General features: G+C 64.8%; 18 protein-coding genes and 1 pseudogene. 12 read left to right on the forward strand and 7 right to left on the reverse strand.

Annotated elements, in window-relative coordinates; translation table 11 throughout:
* Window positions 1-75 precede the first annotated feature (75 nt).
* Together G5S35_RS39330 and G5S35_RS35150 are read right to left on the reverse strand one after the other, a co-directional pair.
* On the reverse strand, window positions 76-1977 hold the full coding sequence (locus G5S35_RS39330) for an FUSC family protein (RefSeq protein ID WP_202035035.1): 1902 nt from the start codon (window positions 1975-1977) through the stop codon (window positions 76-78).
* A gap of 163 nt (window positions 1978-2140) precedes the next feature.
* On the reverse strand, window positions 2141-3640 hold the full coding sequence (locus tag G5S35_RS35150) for a UbiD family decarboxylase (protein WP_183040148.1): 1500 nt from the start codon (window positions 3638-3640) through the stop codon (window positions 2141-2143).
* Window positions 3641-4055: 415 nt separating this feature from the next.
* On the opposite strand from G5S35_RS35150, the gene G5S35_RS35155 reads away from it, so the two are divergent.
* Complete coding sequence (locus G5S35_RS35155) at window positions 4056-5600, forward strand: methyl-accepting chemotaxis protein (RefSeq protein WP_183040149.1); 1545 nt, start codon at window positions 4056-4058, stop codon at window positions 5598-5600.
* Between the two features lie 60 nt (window positions 5601-5660).
* Here G5S35_RS35155 and G5S35_RS35160 read toward each other — a convergent pair whose 3' ends face one another.
* From G5S35_RS35160 to G5S35_RS35170, 3 genes are all read right to left on the reverse strand, one after another.
* Window positions 5661-6422, reverse strand: coding sequence for an ABC transporter permease (locus G5S35_RS35160; RefSeq protein ID WP_065064119.1), 762 nt, complete (start codon window positions 6420-6422; stop codon window positions 5661-5663).
* Window positions 6419-7420, reverse strand: coding sequence for an ABC transporter ATP-binding protein (locus G5S35_RS35165; RefSeq protein WP_110327027.1), 1002 nt, complete (start codon window positions 7418-7420; stop codon window positions 6419-6421). Before G5S35_RS35165 ends, G5S35_RS35160 begins: the two co-directional genes overlap by 4 nt.
* Before the next feature lie 138 nt (window positions 7421-7558).
* Complete coding sequence (locus G5S35_RS35170; protein ID WP_074983071.1) at window positions 7559-8095, reverse strand: GNAT family N-acetyltransferase; 537 nt, start codon at window positions 8093-8095, stop codon at window positions 7559-7561.
* Window positions 8096-8428: 333 nt separating this feature from the next.
* Here G5S35_RS35170 and G5S35_RS35175 point away from each other — a divergent pair, with 333 nt between their 5' ends.
* Entirely contained in the window at window positions 8429-9496 is a 1068-nt protein-coding gene (locus G5S35_RS35175) for a purine-nucleoside phosphorylase (RefSeq protein ID WP_065064123.1), read from the forward strand.
* A 62-nt stretch (window positions 9497-9558) separates the two neighbouring features.
* On the opposite strand, the gene G5S35_RS35180 is transcribed toward G5S35_RS35175, so the two are convergent.
* The gene (locus tag G5S35_RS35180; RefSeq protein WP_237181820.1) at window positions 9559-10428 is read right to left on the reverse strand and encodes a LysR family transcriptional regulator; all 870 of its coding nucleotides are present in this window, start codon (window positions 10426-10428) and stop codon (window positions 9559-9561) included.
* Between the two features lie 200 nt (window positions 10429-10628).
* Between G5S35_RS35180 and G5S35_RS35185 the strand changes: the two genes are divergently transcribed.
* From G5S35_RS35185 to G5S35_RS35205, 5 genes and pseudogenes are all read left to right on the forward strand, one after another.
* Window positions 10629-10814 carry a 4-oxalocrotonate tautomerase gene (locus tag G5S35_RS35185; RefSeq protein WP_065064125.1) on the forward strand — a complete coding sequence of 62 codons (186 nt, stop codon included), beginning with the start codon at window positions 10629-10631 and terminating at the stop codon, window positions 10812-10814.
* 186 nt (window positions 10815-11000) lie between these two features.
* Window positions 11001-11453 (forward strand): MarR family winged helix-turn-helix transcriptional regulator, encoded by a 453-nt coding sequence (locus G5S35_RS35190; protein ID WP_065064127.1) that lies wholly within the window; start codon window positions 11001-11003, stop codon window positions 11451-11453.
* A gap of 10 nt (window positions 11454-11463) precedes the next feature.
* Window positions 11464-12738: an MFS transporter gene (locus G5S35_RS35195; RefSeq protein WP_183040151.1), complete on the forward strand. Its 1275-nt coding sequence runs from the start codon at window positions 11464-11466 to the stop codon at window positions 12736-12738.
* A 184-nt stretch (window positions 12739-12922) separates the two neighbouring features.
* Window positions 12923-13224: pseudogene (locus tag G5S35_RS35200) on the forward strand (type II toxin-antitoxin system MqsR family toxin).
* Between the two features lie 2 nt (window positions 13225-13226).
* Window positions 13227-13628, forward strand: coding sequence for a type II toxin-antitoxin system MqsA family antitoxin (locus G5S35_RS35205; protein WP_065064248.1), 402 nt, complete (start codon window positions 13227-13229; stop codon window positions 13626-13628).
* A gap of 14 nt (window positions 13629-13642) precedes the next feature.
* Here the strand turns inward: G5S35_RS35205 and G5S35_RS35210 are convergent, their stop codons facing one another.
* Complete coding sequence (locus tag G5S35_RS35210; protein ID WP_183040152.1) at window positions 13643-14497, reverse strand: DUF2071 domain-containing protein; 855 nt, start codon at window positions 14495-14497, stop codon at window positions 13643-13645.
* 194 nt (window positions 14498-14691) lie between these two features.
* On the opposite strand from G5S35_RS35210, the gene G5S35_RS35215 reads away from it, so the two are divergent.
* From G5S35_RS35215 to G5S35_RS35235, 5 genes are all read left to right on the forward strand, one after another.
* Window positions 14692-15063 (forward strand): GFA family protein, encoded by a 372-nt coding sequence (locus tag G5S35_RS35215; protein WP_183040153.1) that lies wholly within the window; start codon window positions 14692-14694, stop codon window positions 15061-15063.
* On the forward strand, window positions 15060-15230 hold the full coding sequence (locus G5S35_RS35220) for a hypothetical protein (RefSeq protein WP_183040154.1): 171 nt from the start codon (window positions 15060-15062) through the stop codon (window positions 15228-15230). Before G5S35_RS35215 ends, G5S35_RS35220 begins: the two co-directional genes overlap by 4 nt.
* 7 nt (window positions 15231-15237) lie before the next feature.
* Complete coding sequence (locus tag G5S35_RS35225; protein WP_065064135.1) at window positions 15238-15978, forward strand: response regulator; 741 nt, start codon at window positions 15238-15240, stop codon at window positions 15976-15978.
* Window positions 15975-17360 (forward strand): sensor histidine kinase, encoded by a 1386-nt coding sequence (locus G5S35_RS35230; RefSeq protein ID WP_080180269.1) that lies wholly within the window; start codon window positions 15975-15977, stop codon window positions 17358-17360. Before G5S35_RS35225 ends, G5S35_RS35230 begins: the two co-directional genes overlap by 4 nt.
* A gap of 170 nt (window positions 17361-17530) precedes the next feature.
* The gene (locus tag G5S35_RS35235; protein WP_110327023.1) at window positions 17531-18460 is read left to right on the forward strand and encodes a class I SAM-dependent methyltransferase; all 930 of its coding nucleotides are present in this window, start codon (window positions 17531-17533) and stop codon (window positions 18458-18460) included.
* Window positions 18461-18482: the final 22 nt, after the last annotated feature.

Genomic DNA, 18482 nt, shown 5'->3' on the forward strand with positions numbered 1-18482 from the left:
TGCCGGATCGCTCTGGAATGTGCGGCGGCGGCACGGCATCGGCGTCTGTGCCATGCCATGTCGCGCCGCGGGCGATCACTGCGGTTCGCGAAGCGTGCGGGTCAGCGCGTCGATTTCGTCGTGCAGGAATACGGCATGACGTTGCGGCCAGCGCGGCGACGCATCGCCGTCCAGATGGAGCCGGAGCACTTCGAGCCACTCCTGCGCGAGCACGTAATCCTCGAACAGCGTGGCCGCGTCGACGACGGGCGGGGCGTCGCGTTCGCCCACCGCTTCCTGCTCCCAGCAGGCGTTCAGCAGCCGGTAAGCGAGCCGTTGCGTGGCCGCCGCCGCGCTGCCGAGCGTGCGCGAGAGCGGGGCGTTGCGCTTCAGCGCGGGCGCATCGGCTTCGAAGACCTGTTGCAGCGTAATGGTCTGATGTTGCAGATCGCGTCGTGCTTCCAGCGCTTCGGGCGCGGTGACGGCGCCGTGCGACAGACAGCGCAGCACGCGCTGGGCGGCGGCGAGCGTGCGGGCCATTTCGCTGCGCAACTGCCGATGCGCGGAACGGCGCACCGTGAAGTGGAACACCGCGAGCGCGACGGCGCAGCCGATGGCCGTATCGAGCGCCCGCGCGCTGAACAGATGCGTGATGGCCGGAAAGCCCTGGCCGCCCGCCGCGATTGTCAGCGCATTCGCGGTGATGAAGATCGCGGCGACGGCGTACTGCAGCACGACCCAGATCTCGATGGCGAATTGCAGCAGGCCCACGGCCGCCGCGATCCAGAGACCTTGCGGATGGGCGGCGAGCACGGCCCACGCGAGGATCAGACCGGCGAGCGTGCCGAGCACGCGATAACAGGCGCGCCGGAACGTGCCCGGCCAGCCATAGGCCTGATTGAGCACGACGACGACGGCCGCCATGCCCCAGTACGCGCGATCCAGCCCGAGCGCCACGCCGATCCCGCCCGCGATCAACGTGGCCACGCCCACGCGCGCCGCGAGCAACAGAGGATTGGACCAGGGCACGACGCTCTCGCGCAGCGACGCGAACGCCGTGCGGCGGCTGAGCGGAAATCGGGCGGCAGCGGAAGGCGCGTCGGGCAGCGGCGCGTGGCTCGCCTCCTCGCCGAGATGGCGCGCCTCGCGCGCAAGCTGCAGGCATTCGGCGCGACGGGCGTCCTGAGCGCCGGTTTCCGTCAGCAGCTCGGAGAAGATCCGGTGCAGGCGGCGGCCTTGACGGCGCAAGGCGTCGAGCACGGGGTCGCCAGGCGTGCCCGATGAACGCTGCGGGGAAGAGAACGATTGCCAGGTGACGAGCGTGGTCCACGCGTCGTCGAGTGCGCGCGCGGCGCGGTGGCGGGCCACGACGCGTTTCGCGGCATCCTGGCTCTCGGCGAAAGCGGCCACGGCTTCGGCCGCGCTGGCGATGGCCGCTCGCTCCGGCCCGCGCCGATCAAGCAGCGCACCGGCCATGTGCGCGAGCCACGAGACGATGCCGCCGCACAGCACGTACAGCCCGCTATGGATCGGATCGGCGCCGCCGGCCGCCATGCCGGTGCCGCTCGCGCAGGCCAGCGCGAACATGTACGCGCCCGGTGGCCCGATATGCAGCGAATTACAGACGAAGGTGGCAAGCGCCGCGATCAGCGCGACCATCACGACGGCCAGCACGGCATGCGGGGCGACGCAGATGCCGAGCGAGACCACCGCCGCGAGCGCGAAGGCGATCGCGGCCAGATGCACGGCCCGGTTTCGATAAGGACGATCGCTGCCGTACAGCGCGGTGAAGGAGCCGATGGTGGCGAGCAGCCCGGCATGAATGTCGCCGGCGAACCAGCCGGCCATCACGGGGATGCCGCAGCACAGTCCGGCGCGCACGGCGAACGGGAAGCGCCGCTTCGCGGCAGGCGAGGCGAGCTGGGAAAGCAACGCGCGCAGCGCGACGAACGGCCGGCGTAGCAGGGCGGCGATGCCTGAGGGTGAGGGAGTCTGCATGAGATCGACCTTGTTCAGTCGTGCGCCGGTCACGATGAGGGCGGCTGCGCGTACGCGGCCGCGGTTCGATGCGATCGATTGATCGAGGGACAGCCGCTCCCGGCCGGACGATGCCCGGTCAGGATACGACAGGAGGGGTTCAACGTGCGTTTGAGCGCGCGTTTCAGTTGCCGTTGAAGCCCGGCAGGAAGCGGTTCACATCGACTTCGAGGAACTTCGAGCGCTCGAATTCGTGCTTGAGCTTGAACGGCACCGTGCAGTCGAAGATCGTCTTGCAGCTCGTGCCCACTTCCGGAATGCTCGGGCTGAACGCGGGCGTCTGCGACGGGTCGAGCGGATGGCAACGCACGCCGGGAATGCTGATGGTGTCGACATCGCCCTGAAAGCGCGTCTGCATGGCCCACAGCACGTCGTCGGTGTCGAAGATATCGACGTCTTCATCGACGAGCATCACGTGCTTCAGTTCGGGGAACGCCGCGAACGCGAGAATCGCGGCCTGGCGCTGGCGGCCCTCGTCGACCGCCGCCGACTTCTTGAACTGCATCACCGCGAGCAGCTTGCCGCCGCCCGAATTGTGCGCGTAGACGTTGAGCAGCTTGCCCGGCATCGCGCGCTCGACCATCTGCAGAATGCTCGCCTCGGTCGGAATGCCCGCCATGTTCACGTGCTCTTCGCCGGGGCCCATCGTGGTCTGCAGAATCGGGTTGAGGCGGTGCGTGACGGCCTTGACCTTGATGACCGGCAGCTCGTCCTTCGCTTCACCGGTGTAACCGGGGAATTCGGGCATGGCCTTGCCGGTGTCGGTGTTCTGGTCTTCGCGCTGGCGCACGTTCGGCAGCAGTTCGCCTTCGATAACGATCTCGGCGTGCGCAATGGCGCGCGCATTGATCGTCAGACACTGCGAGAGTTCGACCGGACGGCCGCGCAGCGCGCCGGCAATCTTCAGTTCGTCGTAGCCGAGCGGCGTGGTCGGCGGCTCGAAACATGCGGCCACGTAAATCGCCGGATCGACGCCGATGCTCACCGAAATCGGCAGCGGCTTGCCGGCGGCTTCGGCCTTCATGCGGAAGGCGTCGATATGGCGGCCCGGCGTGAGCCACATCGTCAGCTCGTCCTTGCTCTGCACGCACAGACGGTGAATCGTCACGTCGTGCTCGCCGGTTTCCGGATCGGCCGCGTAGCACAGGCCCATCGTCAGATAGGGACCGGCGTCTTCGGGCGTGTTGGTCGGCGCGGGGAGCAGCGTATGCAGATCGAAGCCGGGTTCGTCGGCGCGATGCACGATTTCCTGGCAGAACGCGCGGCCCGGTTCGGCGAGCACCGGTTCGATCGGATGCTGTACGGAATCCTTCAGCAGAAAGCCGAGCTTTTCCGGTTCCGCGCCGAGCAGACGCGCAACCCGCTTGCGCGAACCCAGCATGCCGATGGCGACGCGAAATGCCGGAAAGCCTTTGACGTTGTTGAACATCATCGCGGGGCCGCCGCGTTTGGTCGGACGCGCGGTCGTGCCGCCCGCGCCGACGTAGCGATAGACGCCGGACAGTTCGGCTTCGGGGTCGACAGGTTCGTTCGTTTCGACGTATTCGCCTTCGTGCTGCTTGAGCAGTTCGATGGCCGAGCGCAGGTCGGTCACGTTGGCGGCGGTGAGAGTCGGTTCGCTCATGTTCGTTTCTCCAGAATGGCGGGTTGTGCTGGACACGTGGACGGCTGCGTCCTTCCGTGGAGAAAAGTATGCAGTTTGCGATACGAAAGATCGATATACACGGACCGTCAATTTTAATAAGTGAAAACTTATGGAAAGAACGGTTGCGAAAAGCGGCTGCAAGACTGCTGCGAAGCGGCCCATCTGATTGGCGCGCGTTGCGTTGCGAGTTGTTTATCGGGCGGTGACGGCGCGGTCGGGCTGGCGCTTCGGCCCATCAAGGCATTCGCGGTGTGAGGTGTTCCGGAGTCGCCGTGATGGCGGGCGCGACGCGCGCCGCTTTCCCTTCAGTGCTGAATGCATCGGTCGATATCCCCGGCATGGAGCCGAAATCTGACTGGCTCTGCACGATAAATAACGGGAGACATCGAGGAACATGCGCAATCTCAGCTTCAAGGCGACGTTATGGAGCACCGTTGCCGTGGTGTGGTTCAGTCTGCTCACGCTTTCGGTCATCAATTCGATCGCGACCCGCAATCTGATGATGGACGACCGCGTGACCTCGCTGCGCGAGCAGGTGCAATCGGCAGTCAGCATCGTTCAGGGTTACGAAAAAGCGTCGCGCGAGGGCAAGATGCCCGTCGCCGAGGCGCAAAGCCGCGCGCTCGCGCAATTGCGCTTTATCCGATACGGCACGAGCGGTTACTTGCTCGTGGTGGATTCGTCGATGCTGCAATTGCTGAATCCGGTCAAGCCGGAATTCGAAAACAAGATCAACGATCTCGTCGACGAAACGGGCAAGCATTTCACTGCTGAAATCATCCAGCACGATCGCGACGGCACGTACACGACGACCTATCGTTTTCCGAAGCCGGGCGAAACGCGCACGCAGCCCAAAATCGCCTATGGCCAATATGTCGAAGCGTGGGATTGGCACGTCTATACCGGCGCGTATGTCGACGATATCGACCGCGAGTTTTATCTGCATCTTGCGTATGGCGTGGCCATTGTCTGCGCCGTGGGTCTCGCGGTCACGCTGGTGTTTGGTCTGATCATTCGCCGCGTGAATGGCCAGCTTGGCGGCGATCCGCAATTCGTGGCGGGCGTGTGCGAGCGCATTGCACAAGGCGACCTCACGATGCGGCTCGACGTGCGGCCCGATCAGGCGCATAGCCTGATGGCGTCCGTTCACGCGATGCAGCAACGCCTGCGTCTCGCCATCGACGCCGTGAAGCTGTCGGCGGGTTCGATTGCCGGGGCCACCAACGAAATCGCCACCGGCAACGCCGATCTTTCCGCGCGCACCGAAGCGCAGGCCGCCGCGCTCGAACAGACGGCGGCGAGCATGGAGGAACTGACTTCGGCCGTGCGCCAGAACTCGGGCAACGCGGAAACGGCCAGCGAATTCGCGTCGCAGGCGCAGCAGATCGCGCGCGAATGCAGCGCGGCGGTGTCGAGCGTGGTCGACGCCATGTCGCGTATCGACGATAGCGGACTGCGGATTGGCGAAATCATCGGCATGATCGAAGCCATCGCGTTTCAAACCAATATTCTCGCGCTCAACGCGGCGGTCGAGGCGGCGCGCGCGGGCGAACAGGGACGCGGATTCGCCGTCGTCGCGTCCGAGGTGCGTTCGCTCGCGCAGCGTTCGTCGGCGGCGGCGAAGGACGTGCGTGGCGTGATCGAATTGTCCGCGTCGAATGTGCAGCAAGGCAACGCGTCGGTGGCGGTTGCGGGCGACGCAATGCAGCGCGCGCATGCTTCGATCGAACGCGTGGCGACGCTGATTGGCGAGATCGCGTCGGCTTCGCACGAACAAAGCCGCGGCATCGATCAGATCAATCAGGCCGTGACGCAAATGGATCAGGGCACGCAGCAGAATGCCGCGCTGGTCGAACAGGCGGCCGCGGCCGCCGCTTGTCTGCGCGATGAAGCGCGCAAGTTGTGCGATGCAGTCGAGACGTTCAGAACGCAGGCATAAAAAAACGCCAGCGCGCGTGAGCGGCTGGCGTTTCTGATCCGGCGACTTCGCGCGCGATGCCTAGTTTTTCAGGCGATAACCGGTCTTGAAGATCCACGCGGTAATCGCGAGGAACAGCGCGAGAAAGGCGGCGGTCATGCCGAGACTGACGCCGACCGCCACATCGGCGAGCCCGTAAAAACTCCAGCGAAAACCACTGATCAGATAGACGATCGGATTGAACAGCGTGATCACGCGCCACGCCTGCGGCAGCATATCGACCGAATAGAAACTGCCGCCGAGAAACGTCAACGGCGTGATGATCAGCAGCGGCACGATCTGCAGCTTTTCGAAATTGTCCGCCCAGATGCCGATGATAAAACCGAGCAGACTGAACGTGACCGCCGTGAGCAGCAAAAACAGCATCATCCAGAACGGATGCTGGATCTGCAGCGGCACGAACAGCGCGGCGGTGGCGAGAATGATCAGTCCGAGCAGAATCGATTTGGTGGCCGCTGCGCCCACATAAGCGATGACGATTTCGAAATACGATACGGGCGCCGAGAGCAACTCGTAAATCGTGCCGGTGAAGCGCGGAAAATAAATCCCGAACGACGCATTCGAAATACTTTGCGACAGCAGCGAAAGCATGATCAGACCCGGCACGATGAACGCGCCGTAGCTCACGCCATTGACTTCCTTGATGCGCGAACCGATCGCGGAACCGAACACGATGAAATAGAGCGACGTTGAAATGACCGGTGCGACGATGCTCTGCATCAGCGTGCGCCGCGTGCGCGCCATTTCGAAACGGTAGATCGCGCGGATGGCGTAGAGGTTCATCGTGAGGTCTCCTGGTCCTGGCCGCTTTCGGCAGACGTAGCGGATGTAGTGGCCGTGCCGCGCGCGGCAGCCGCCGCGTCCTTGCCGACGAGACTCACGAAGATGTCCTCCAGCGAACTCTGGCTTGTTTTCAGATCGGTAAAGCCGATGCCGGCATCGCCCAGGCTCTTGAGCAGCGCGATGATGTCGTTGCGCTCGTTTTCGGCGTCGTAGGTATAGGTGAGTTCGGCGCCGTCGTTGCCCAGTTCCAGACGCCACGCGGCGAGCGCGGCCGGAATGGCGGTGAGCGGCGTATCGAGTTGCAGCGTCAACTGCTTGCGGCCGAGCTTGCGCATGAGCACGTCCTTGCGCTCGACCAGCATGATTTCGCCCGCATTGATCACGCCGATGCGGTCGGCCATTTCCTCGGCTTCCTCGATGTAGTGCGTCGTGAGGATGATGGTCACGCCGTTGGCCTTGAGGCCGCGCACGAGTTCCCACATATCGCGGCGCAGTTCGACGTCCACGCCGGCGGTCGGTTCGTCGAGAAACAGGATCTGCGGCTCGTGCGCCAGCGCCTTCGCGATCAGCACGCGGCGTTTCATGCCGCCCGACAGCGTGAGGATCTTGTTGTTGCGCTTTTCCCAGAGCGAAAGATCGCGCAGCACGCGCTCGACATAAGCGGGGTTGGGCGGCTTGCCGAACAGACCGCGGCTGAATGACACGGTGGCCCAGACGGTTTCGAAGGCGTCGGTCGTGAGCTCTTGCGGCACGAGGCCGATCAGCGAACGCGCGGCGCGATAGTCCGTGACGATATCGTGACCGGCGACGCGCACGCGGCCTTCGCTCGGATTGACGATGCCGCAGACGATGCTGATGAGTGTCGTTTTGCCCGCGCCGTTTGGCCCGAGCAGCGCGAAGATTTCGCCGCGACCGATATCCAGATTGATGTTCGAGAGCGCGCGGAATCCCGTTGCATAGACTTTCGAGAGATTCTCGATGGAGAGGATCGTTTGCATGTGCGTGACATTACCAGAATCGGCGCCGGAGCATGGCGAGCGGCGAACGCGCGGGCGCGTGCGCCGTTGAGCCGGGCCGATTGGTGTGCGAATCGTGTCTGGTCCGCGCCATTGTTGGCGTGGCCGGAATAATGCGGGTTAGTCGGTGGCGAGTCGCGCGTAGAGCATGAAGTCGCCGGGCGTGCCGCGCACCATGCGATAGCTGCGCAGCAGGCCTTCGTGGCGGAAACGGGCGCGTTGCAGCACACGCGCCGAGCGCGCATTGCTGCTCAATACCGTGCCCTGGACGCGGATAAAGCCGTACGCATTGAACGACCAGGCCGCGACCGCATTGCAGACCGCGCTCGCGATACCCTTGCCCCAGTGCGAGGGCGCAAGGTCGTAGGCAATTTCGGCAGTGTGGTTCACGTCGGAAATCGTGTGGAAGCCGATCGTGCCGATCAGCTTTGCGTCGTCGTCGCTGACCATCGCGAGGCGTCGCACCGATTGCGTCGCGGTCGATTCGAAAGCGTCGAACATCGGCAGGAGATCGGCTTGCGAGCGCAGATTCCAGCTCGTGTGCTCGACCACATGCGGTAACGACAGATACGCGTACCAGGCGTCGATGTCGGCGCGTTCGAGTTGCCGTAGCGAAATGCCGGGATAACCGGACACGGGAGGCGATTCGATTTGCATGAAGACTCACGAAAATGGGAGCGTGGGTTTTAAGCGAATCAGCCGTGATGAAATGGCCCACTTTGATTGATCGATTGTCGGCGATTTACGCACCGGGGTCGAGTGGCACGCTATGCGTAACGATTGCGGCCACTGACATGCTTCACCTTCAAATTCCTGACCGCTTGCCGACAGAATTATTTATCGGCTTATACTGAGCGTCGCCTGAATGGCTTTCGCGGCTTTCACTTCGGGTCCCACGCTGCACGCCAGTAAAACAAGACCTTAATCGACAAAACGGCACGCGATTCACGTTTCGCAACCGCAGTTCTTACCTCACAGGTGGGGCCTCCTATGCTTAATCGTGCTTTTTATGCAGTGCTTTCATCGTGGCTGGTGGCGGGCGCAGTCGCTGCACCGGCTATCGCCCAGGCCGACGACAGTTTCGCGCAGGACGACGGCGGTTCGCACGGCCGTCCGGTCAAGGTGATGATCATCTCCATGTTCGGCCCCGAAGGCCAGGTGTGGCTCGATCATCTCGGTCCGTGGCAGGACATCACCGTGGCGGGCTTGTCGCCCGATTATCCGGCGGTGCATTGCAATCGCCAGGATGTCTGCGTGATGACGACGGGCATGGGTCACACGAATGCCGCCGCGTCGATCATGGCGCTGACGTTCTCGCCGCGTTTCGATTTGCGTCACACCTATTTCATGGTGGCGGGCATCGCGGGCATCGATCCGCAACAGGGCACGGTAGGTTCCGCCGCGTGGGCGAACTGGCTCGTCGACTTCGGCATTCAGTGGGAAATCGACGGACGCGAAATTCCGGCGGGCTGGAATACGGGTTATCTCGGCATCAACACGACCGACCCCACGCAGAAGCCGCCGCTCGATTACCGCACCGAAGTGTTTCAGCTCAATCCGGCGCTCACGAATGCGGCTTTCGCACTGTCGCGCAACGTCACGCTTAGCGATAACGCGCAGGCGCAGGCGGCGCGCGCCAAATACAGCTATGCGCCGGCGAATCGTCCGCCGACCGTGATCCAGTGCGATACGCTGGCGGGCGATACGTGGTGGTCGGGCACCGACATCGGCGAGCGCGCGCGGCAGTGGACAAAGATTCTCACCGACGGCAAGGGCACTTATTGCACGACGCAGCAGGAAGATAACGCCACCTACGAGGCGCTCAAACGCGCGGCGGCGACGCATCGTGTCGATCTCAATCGCGTGGCGGTGCTGCGCGCCGGTTCGGATTTCGATCGGCCCTATGCGGGGCAAACAAGCGCCGATAATCTGCTGAATTACGCGGCGCAGGGCGGCTTTACAATCGCCATCGATAATCTGTATCTCACCGGCAATCCGCTGGTGCAGGATATCGTCAAGCATTGGGGCGAATGGCGCGACGGCGTTCCGCAGCGCTAAGCCATTTGCTGCTGCGCGTAGCGTTCGCGAAGCGTAATCGCGAACGCTATGCGTGCGTTCGGTTATGACGCCGACAAACGCTTGACTAAGAAATCGATGGCACTCCGTAGCATGGCCGTGGGCCGCAACTCGCGCGAATGGACGAGATGCATCGGCGTATGCACGTGGCTCCATTCGGGCAGTACCGGCACGAGGCGGCCTTCGGCGAGATCGTTTTCCAGCAGCAGGTCCGGTTGCAGCACGATGCCCGTGCCGCGCAGGGCCGCGGCGCGCAACGCTCGACCGTCGTTCGCAGTGAAGCGACCTTCCACCGGCACATGGCAGATCTGCTGATCGGGACCGACGAGCGCCCAGAAAAACTCCTTCTTTTTCCAGTAGGCGAGGCCGAGGCAGGCGTGATCGCGCAATTGCGCAGGCGATTCCGGCTGGCCGTGGCTTTCGAGATAGGACGGCGCGGCGGCGAGCACGCGTCGATACGCATGCAGCGGATGCGCGACGAGATCCGCGCTGTCGAGTTCGCCGATATGAATCGCGAGGTGATAGCCCTCGCGCATCAGATCGACCGGTGCATTGTCGAGCGTGAGATCGACGCTGACTTCGGGATGCCGTTCGAGATAATCGGCGAGCACCGGCGCAAGTTTTTCGCTGCCGAAGCTGACCGGCGCGACGATTTTCAGTCGGCCGCGCGGACTGCTGCGCAATTCGGCGGCGCTGGCTTCGGCCTGTTCGAATTCGTGCAGCGCGCGTTTGCATCGCTCGTAATAGAGCGTGCCGATTTCCGTGAGCTTGTGTTGACGCGTGGTCCGATGCAGCAGCCGCGCGCCAAGTCGCTCCTCGATCTCTCGCACGTGTCTCGCGGCCATGGTCGCGGTGACGTTGCTCAGTGCGGCCGCCGCGGCAAAACTTCCGGATTCGACGACGCGGACGAACATTTGCATTCCCGCTAATTTATCCGCCATGCGCATCCCCGTTTGATCGTGCAATTGATATTGCACTTGCTGCCGTATTCAATGCCGCATTCCAAACTGCGCGGTTTGGAGTATCCCAACCCGTAGCCCGTTTATCCATGCTTCGCGCTTCCCGATAATGACTGCGTCCGCGTCGATGGAACGCGGTAAAAAACGGAGTCATTATGCCTATCCTTCGAATTGAAATGCATCCGGGCAAGACGCTCGAACAAAAGCGCGAACTCGCAAGCGGCATTACGCGTGTGTTCGTCGAAACCTTGGCGTGTCCGCCCGAGGTCGTCGAAATCGTCTTTAACGAAATCGAAAAGGACGCGTGGGCGGTCGGCGGAAAACTGAAATCCGATACGTGATGTGAGTGCTTCGGCATTCGCCGGAAAAGTGGCTTTCCGTAGTTGAGGAAAGCCACTTTTCGTTTCGGCGCCGAAGCTGCACGTTCACTTTACGATTTTCTTACGCGCAAACCGGAGGTCGTCGGGCATCGACGAGATATGAAGTTTAACTTTGTAGTTTGACTTCATATCTTCTAGAATGCGTGCATGACTTCCTCACATGACGAACCGGTTTCCGAACTGGCCGGCGCGCTGGCCGGCGACCTGCGCGCGTTGGTCGGCAAGCTGCGGCGGCGCATGCGCGAGCAGGGCAGCGCGGGCGATTTCACGCCGTCGCAGATCGCCGTGCTGCTGCGGCTCGAACGCGACGGCGCCGCCACCGTGTCCAGCCTCGCGCGCGCCGAAGGCATGCGCCCGCAGTCGATGGGCACGATCGTGGCCGCGCTGGAGGCGCTCGGGCAGATCGAGGGCGCGCCGGACCCCGCCGACGGCCGCCAGACGCTCTGGTCGCTCACCGAGACCTTCCGGCGCTCGGTGCGCGCGAGTCGCGCGGCGCGCGAGGACTGGCTCGGCCACGTGATCGACGCGCGGCTCTCCGCCACCGAGCAGACACAGCTCGCGCGCGCGGTGCTGCTGCTCAAGCGCCTCGTGGACGAGTGAGGCCGCACGCATGAGCCAGCCGCAAGATTCCCAGGGCGCGACCGCGCGCGCCGAACCGGCGACCGGCATGTTCCGCTCGCTGCGCAGCTTCAATTACCGCGTGTGGTCGGCAGGCGCGCTGGTGTCGAACGTCGGCACGTGGATGCAGCGCACCGCGCAGGACTGGCTCGTGCTCACCGGCCTGACGCATCACAGCGCGGCGGCCGTGGGCATCGTCATGGGCCTGCAATTCGGGCCGCAACTGCTGTTTCTGCCGTGGTCCGGCTATGCCGCCGATCACTTCGATCAGCGTCGTCTGCTGATGTTCACGCAGGCTACGCTCGGCACGCTCGCGCTGCTGCTCGGCCTGCTCACGATCACGGGCACGGTGCAGCTCTGGCACGTCTACGTGTTCGCGTTTCTGTTCGGCAGCACCACGGCGTTCGATTCGCCGGTGCGCCAGACCTTCGTCTCCGAACTGGTCGGCGACGCCGATCTCGCCAACGCCGTCGCGCTCAACTCCACCTCGTTCAACGCCGCGCGGATGATCGGGCCGGCCGTGGCGGGCGTCGTGATCGCCTCGGTCGGCGTGGGCTGGGCGTTCGTGCTCAACGGACTGTCGTTCATCGCCGTGCTGGTGTCGCTCACGCGGCTGCGCACCCGCGATCTGCGCCTGCGCGCGCGGGCGAAACCGGCGAAGGGCAGCCTGGTGGCGGGGTTTCGCTACGTGTGGTCGCGCCCGGACCTGAAGGCGATCGTCGTGATGCTGTTCCTGATCGGCACGTTCGGCCTGAACTTTCCGATCTTCATTTCGACGATGGCGGTGCGCGTATTTCACGCCGATGCAGGCGGCTACGGTCTGCTCTCTTCGCTGATGGCGGTGGGCACGGTGTCGGGCGCGCTGTTCGGCGCGCATCGCAGCCGGCCGCGCTTCGAGTCGCTGCTGATCGCCTCGGCGGTGTTCGGTGTCGGGTGCGCGCTCGCGGCGATTGCGCCGAGCTACGGCTGGTTCGGCGCGGCGCTGGTGCTGATCGGCGTGGCGGCGCTCACGGTCACGACCGAGACCAACAGCCTGATGCAGCTCTCGACCGAACCGTCGATGCGCGGACGCGTGCTGGCGATCCGGCTCGCGGTGGCGCTGGGTGGCACGCCGATCGGCGCGCCCATCGTCGGCTGGGTGGCCGATCACCTCGGGCCGCGCTGGGCGCTGGTGGTGGGCGCCGCGTCGGGCATCGCGGCCGCGGCGGTGGCGGCGCGCGTGATGTGGCGGGAGAAACGGCGGGAGGACGCGCCGGAGGAAGAGTAGGCCATCTGCCAAATGTCTAGCCAGGATCGAAATCAAGCCCCCGCATGGGCGATATCGATTCCAGGACACGCTGGCGGGCATGCTGCCCGATCCGGCAAAGACGTTGCTCTCGCCACGCGCGCGCGAAGGCAGCGGAGGTGAAATTAACCTACTTGCCAAATTAACCGAGTAGGTTAAAATCCCGATGGAAAAGCGTACGCCGCATTGCAAACTCGCGCGGGTTCACGAACTGGTACGGGCCGGGCGCGTTCGCGCCACGCGCAGCGCTTACGAAGGCGCGCTCGAACTGGGCATCCGCGATCTCTCCGGCATGTGCTCGGTCGTGTTGTGCCTCGCACCCGGCGATTTCCACAAGAGCATGACGACCTATGCCGATCATCGCGTGTGGAAGACGTCTATCGCGCGACCGTCGAGCACGGGCGCAGCGTCTATCTCAAGTTGACCGTCATCGACGACGTCCTGATCGTCTCGTTCAAGGAGTGGTGATCGTGAAATGTCCGGCCTGCGGCGGTGCGAATCTGGTCCACGAGAACCGCGATCTTACTTACGCGTACAAAGGCGAGTCGACCGTGATTCCGGCCGTGACGGGCGACTATTGCCCGGCGTGCGGCGAGGCGGTATTCGAGCGTGTGCACGGTGACCGCTACGCCGAGTGCGTCGCCGCGTTTCAACGCCAGGTCAACGCCGCTTACGTCGATCCGCTGTTCATCGCGTCCGTGCGCCGCAAGCTCAATCTCGATCAGCGCGAAGCCGCCGAAATTTTCGGCGGTGGCGTCAATGCGTTTTCCCGTTATGAGAACGGTAAGACGAAACCGTCGCTGGCGCTGGTGCAACTGCTCAGGCTGCTCGATCGTCATCCTGATCTGCTCGGCGAGATCCGCGCCGCCTGACGCGCACAGTTTTCCTAAACCACCCGCTCCGACACCACCCGAAACGCCGCTCTGGGCACGACAAAACAAAAAGGCTCGCCGGTCGCGCCGATGCGTTCGAGAAACGCGCCTTGCACGGCCCCGGCGGCTGTTTCCAGCGGTTGCGCGGTGGCGATATCGATCGGCAGATCGATCAATGCATGCGCAAGCCGCTCGCAGTCTTCCACCCGCGAAAGCGCGCCGTCCTGTAGACAAAGCCATTCCACCGCGCTCTCCCACGTTTCGAAGAACGGCGCGAGCGCGGGCGTCAGCGCGCGTGTTGGCGTGCGTTGTGCTTCGCAGCGGAATTCGGGCGCGCTGCCGCGTCCGCTTTCGATCGACGTCACGTAGCGCCCGTCGTCCGTGCGATGCGCGAAACGCCGTGCGAGATGCGACGGCAGCGCATCGCTGAACAGCCGGCTGCCGATCGCGTAGAGCGGATCGTCGAGAATATTCTTGACGAACAGCACCGTCGGCGCCGTCGTTTCGACCCCGCCAAACGCCTCCACATAAAAGCGCCAGTTGCTTTGCAGCAGTGACGGAAAAAGCCGCCGCAGCGGTCCGGCGAGCGCCGGGCCGAAGTGCCGGTGCGCGTAGGTGAGGATCGTGAACAGCGTCTTGCCGTCGCGTTGCACGAGTTCGACGTTAGGCGGGACGAGCGCCGCGATGCGCGCCGCATCGACGGCCCAGGTGCAATAGACGATGTCGCGCACATCGCTGGCCAGTTGCATGAACGGCAGGCGCGAGAACAGGGCGCGGCGCGCGCGCAGCAGCGTCGGGCAGCCGACGAGGCGCTCGCTGATCGCGCCCAGCGCGCCGGGCCAGGGGGACACGAATGCGTTGTCGAACAAACGGGGCTCCGCAGGTTTCAGAACGACCGGCAGTATGCCCTGGCGGCCTGCCAGGCCACGCCACGCCGCGAAATTCGCCCCGGCGTGCAATGTTTTGTGTCGCCCACAAACGCAGATACATTGCGATACAAACGCCGTCTCCCGCTGCGCTATAAAGCATCCATCGCCATTACACGCAACGAGGAGCCCGCATCATGGAAGCCAGCCGCCTGCACGGCTCGTGTCACTGCGGCGCCGTGTGCTTCGAGGTCCGCACCGCGCTCACGCCCGCCGCCCGCTGCAATTGCAGCCTGTGCCGCCGCAAGGGCGCGCTGATGTCGCCGCCGTTCGAGGCCGCCGATCTCACGGTCGTCGCGGGCGAGGACGCGCTCACGCTCTATCAGTTCAATACGCAGGTCGCGAAGCACTATTTCTGCAAGCACTGCGGTATTTATCCGTTTCATCAGACGCGCAAGGACCCGAAGCTGTGGCGCGTCAATCTCGGCTGTCTCGAAGGCGTCGATGTCTACGCGCTCGAAGCCGGTGTGAACGACGGCGCGAGCCTTTCCGTGGTGGAGGACGCATGAAACGCCTGCTTGCCCTGTTCGCCTTGCTCGCGGGCGGTCTCGCGACGGAAGTGGCGCATCCGCTGTCGTGCACGCTGATGTCGTCCACGCGGCGCGAAAAACGCGAAGGCAGCAATGCCGCCCCCATCCGGCGCAGCGTGCGTCGGCAAACGCAGCCCGGAGTATGATCGGCGCATGGAAAAAATCGACCACATTCTGATCGTCGACGACGATCGCGGCATCCGCGAACTGATCGCGGGCTACCTCGAAAAGAACGGCATGCGCGTGAGCGTCGCCGCCAACGGACGCGAGATGCGCGCCGCGCTCGACAACGGCGCGCCCGATCTGATCGTGCTCGATCTCATGATGCCGGGCGAGGACGGTCTCGTGCTCTGCCGCGATCTGCGCGCAAGCCGTTTTCGCACGGTGCCGGTTGTCATGCTCACGGCGCGCAGCGAGGAAACCGATCGCATCGTCGGCCTCGAAATGGGCGCCGACGACTATGTGCCGAAGCCCTTCGCCGTGCGCGAACTGCTCGCGCGCATCCGCTCGGTGCTGCGCCGCACGCGCATGCTGCCGCCAGGCATGCAGGTGACCGAAACCGCGCCGATGCTCGGCTTCGGCGAATGGCGGCTCGACACCACGGCGCGCCATCTGCTCGACGAGGAAGGCACGCTGGTCGCGCTGAGCGGCGCGGAATACCGGCTGCTGCGCGTGTTTCTCGATCATCCGCAGCGCGTGCTCACGCGCGATCAACTGCTCAATCTGACCCAGGGTCGTCAGGCCGATGCGTTCGATCGCTCGATCGACCTGCTCGTGAGCCGTCTGCGTCAGCGTCTGCGCGACGGCGCGCGCGAGCCGCGCTACATCAAGACGCTGCGCAACGAGGGCTATGTGTTCTCGTCGTCGGTCGACGTGATCGAAGGTTCGGCATGAGCACGGCCACCCACGATGCGGCAGGCGCGGCGCCGCCCGCTGCGCGCGGCGGCGGTCCGCTGCACTGGCCGCGCTCGCTGTTCGCGCGTCTCGCGCTGATTCTCTGCGTGGGCCTTGTGCTCGCGCAGACGCTCTCGGTCTGGCTCACGCTCACCGAACGCGACGAGACCACCGCGAACATGATGATGGATTACGTCGAGCGCGAAGTGGCCAGTTCGGTCGCGCTGCTCGACAATCTGCCGCCGTCCGAGCGTGCGGCCTGGCTGCCGCGTCTCGCGCGCCGCAGCTATACGTTCATGCTCGATCCGGGCGTGCCCGGCGTCGCGCCCGATGCGACGCTGTCGCGGCGCTACGAGTCGGCCATCGAGCGCGGTATCGGCAAGCATTACGCGCTCACGGTCAACGCGATTCCCGGCGACGACGAGCATCTGCAGGTGCATCTGCGTCTCTCGGACGGCTCGCCGCTGACGATCGACGTGCGGCCGCAGACCGCGCTGCCGCTGTCGCGCTGGCTGCCGCTCGTGCTGATCGTGCAGCTCGTGCTGCTGGCGTTCTGCTGCTGGCTGGCGGTGCGCGTGGCGACGCGTCCGCTCGCGGCGCTGGCGCGCGCCGCCGACGGCCTCGGGCCCGACCTCAAGGCCGAGCATCTCGACGAGAGCGGCCCGTCGGAAGTGGCGCGCGCGGCGCGGGCGTTCAATGCGATGCAGGCGCGCATCGCGGGCTATATGGCCGAACGCATGCAGATACTCGCGTCGATCTCGCACGACCTGCAAACGCCGATTACGCGCATGCGTCTGCGCGTCGACACGATGGACGACGACGAGCAGGGCACCAGGCTGCGCCAGGATCTGCAGGAGATGGAACAGCTCGTGAAGGAGGGCGTGGCGTATGCGCGGACCTTGCATGGTGCGTCGGAAGTGCCGGTGCGTCTCGATCTGGACGCGCTGCTCGACAGCCTCGTGTGCGATTACGTCGATGCGGGCAGCGACGTGGTCTACGACACGCGCACGGCCGTGGCGGTGGTGACGCGTGCGAAGGCGCTCAAGCGCATCGTCGGCAATTTCGTCGATAACGCGCTGAAGTTCGCGGGCGCGGCGGAGATCGCGCTGAGCGCCGGACCGGGCGGCGACGACGTGACCATCGCCGTGCTCGATCGCGGGCCGGGCATTCCGGAAGAGTCCCTGGAGAAGGTGTTCGAGCCGTTTTACCGGCTGGAAACGTCGCGCAATCGCGGCACGGGCGGCACCGGTCTCGGACTTGCGATCGCGCGTCAACTGGCCTCGGCGATGGGCGCGCAGCTCACGCTGCATAACCGCGCGGGCGGCGGCCTGGAGGCGCGGCTCGTGTTGAGAAAGAATGGGGTGGCGCAAGCGGGGCGATGAGCCGTCTGCGCATCGCGCGTTGCAGCCGCGAATCGCCAACGGCGCCGTGTCCCGGCGCCGTTGGCTTTTGAGGTCCACTCGCCGCATCGCCAGCCGTGAACGCGGGTGCGGGCGTTGTCGTAATCCACCTGAACTATGGCGGCTCGCGCGCGTGCGCGTGAGGTATTGATGTGAGCATTGCCCGCCTCGCATCGAACGCAACCGGCCACGACCTCATGCACACGACGACCCACGGCGGACCGCGCCACACGCTGCGCCGCGCGCTCAAGCAACCGTTGCTCAACGTCGTCGCGCGGCTGCCGGACGGCGTGCAGCGCGCCATGTTCGCGCCGCGCATGCGCCGCATCTGCATCCGCGTGCCGCTGCTGCGCGCGGTCTATTCGGGCTGCCTGCGCCGCCATCCGTTCGACCTGCAATACGGCATCGATACGAGCGGTCTCGTCGATGCCCAGGCGCTCCAGCGCGATCCGGGCCTCGTCGCGCAACTGAATCCGTACATGGGCTCGCAGCCCACCATCATCCGGCGCGCGCTCGACACGCTCGGCGACATCGCGGGCTACACCTTCATCGACATCGGCTGCGGCAAGGGGCGTCCGCTGGTGGTCGCGTCCGAGTATCCGTTCGCGCGCATTCTCGGTTGCGACATCAGTGCCGAACTCGTCAAGACCGCCAACGAGAACGCCATCGCGATCGCGGGGCGCTTCGCGCATCGTCCGCCGATTCGCGCGATTGCGGCCAACGTCGCCGATCTCGCGCTGCCGCCGGGCAACGCCGTCGTGTTCCTGTTCAATCCGTTCGGCCCCGAGTTGATGGCCGCGCTGCTCGCCAAGCTGGAGGCGGCGCTCGCGAGCGGCGCGAGCGGTCATTTGTTCGTGGTCTACGACAACCCCGTATGCGGCGATGTGTTCGATGCCTCGCCGCATCTGCAGCGCTGGTTCGCACGCATGTTCGCTTACGACAGCGGCGAACTCGGCTTTGGGCCGGAGGAACGCGAGGGCGTGGTGATCTGGCAAAGCGTGCGCGGCGCGCGGCCCGACGCGTTCGCCGACCGCCATCGCCGTATCACGACCCGCGACCGCATGAGCGCGTCGCTCGATTAGCACGCGGGGTCCTGTGCCCGCT

This window comes from Paraburkholderia tropica, assembly GCF_014171495.1.
GTDB lineage: Bacteria > Pseudomonadota > Gammaproteobacteria > Burkholderiales > Burkholderiaceae > Paraburkholderia > Paraburkholderia tropica.

Coding starts and splice junctions, on each gene's coding strand:
- G5S35_RS35155 (WP_183040149.1), top strand. CDS start 4,056: ATGCGCAATCTCAGCTTCAAGGCGACGTTATGGAGCACCGTTGCCGTG.
- G5S35_RS35190 (WP_065064127.1), top strand. CDS start 11,001: ATGACTTCCTCACATGACGAACCGGTTTCCGAACTGGCCGGCGCGCTG.
- G5S35_RS35160 (WP_065064119.1), bottom strand. CDS start 6,422: ATGAACCTCTACGCCATCCGCGCGATCTACCGTTTCGAAATGGCGCGC.
- G5S35_RS35180 (WP_237181820.1), bottom strand. CDS start 10,428: ATGTTCGTCCGCGTCGTCGAATCCGGAAGTTTTGCCGCGGCGGCCGCA.
- G5S35_RS35165 (WP_110327027.1), bottom strand. CDS start 7,420: ATGCAAACGATCCTCTCCATCGAGAATCTCTCGAAAGTCTATGCAACG.
- G5S35_RS35170 (WP_074983071.1), bottom strand. CDS start 8,095: ATGCAAATCGAATCGCCTCCCGTGTCCGGTTATCCCGGCATTTCGCTA.
- G5S35_RS35175 (WP_065064123.1), top strand. CDS start 8,429: ATGCTTAATCGTGCTTTTTATGCAGTGCTTTCATCGTGGCTGGTGGCG.
- G5S35_RS35215 (WP_183040153.1), top strand. CDS start 14,692: ATGGAAGCCAGCCGCCTGCACGGCTCGTGTCACTGCGGCGCCGTGTGC.
- G5S35_RS35225 (WP_065064135.1), top strand. CDS start 15,238: ATGGAAAAAATCGACCACATTCTGATCGTCGACGACGATCGCGGCATC.
- G5S35_RS35230 (WP_080180269.1), top strand. CDS start 15,975: ATGAGCACGGCCACCCACGATGCGGCAGGCGCGGCGCCGCCCGCTGCG.
- G5S35_RS39330 (WP_202035035.1), bottom strand. CDS start 1,977: ATGCAGACTCCCTCACCCTCAGGCATCGCCGCCCTGCTACGCCGGCCG.
- G5S35_RS35220 (WP_183040154.1), top strand. CDS start 15,060: ATGAAACGCCTGCTTGCCCTGTTCGCCTTGCTCGCGGGCGGTCTCGCG.
- G5S35_RS35150 (WP_183040148.1), bottom strand. CDS start 3,640: ATGAGCGAACCGACTCTCACCGCCGCCAACGTGACCGACCTGCGCTCG.
- G5S35_RS35195 (WP_183040151.1), top strand. CDS start 11,464: ATGAGCCAGCCGCAAGATTCCCAGGGCGCGACCGCGCGCGCCGAACCG.
- G5S35_RS35185 (WP_065064125.1), top strand. CDS start 10,629: ATGCCTATCCTTCGAATTGAAATGCATCCGGGCAAGACGCTCGAACAA.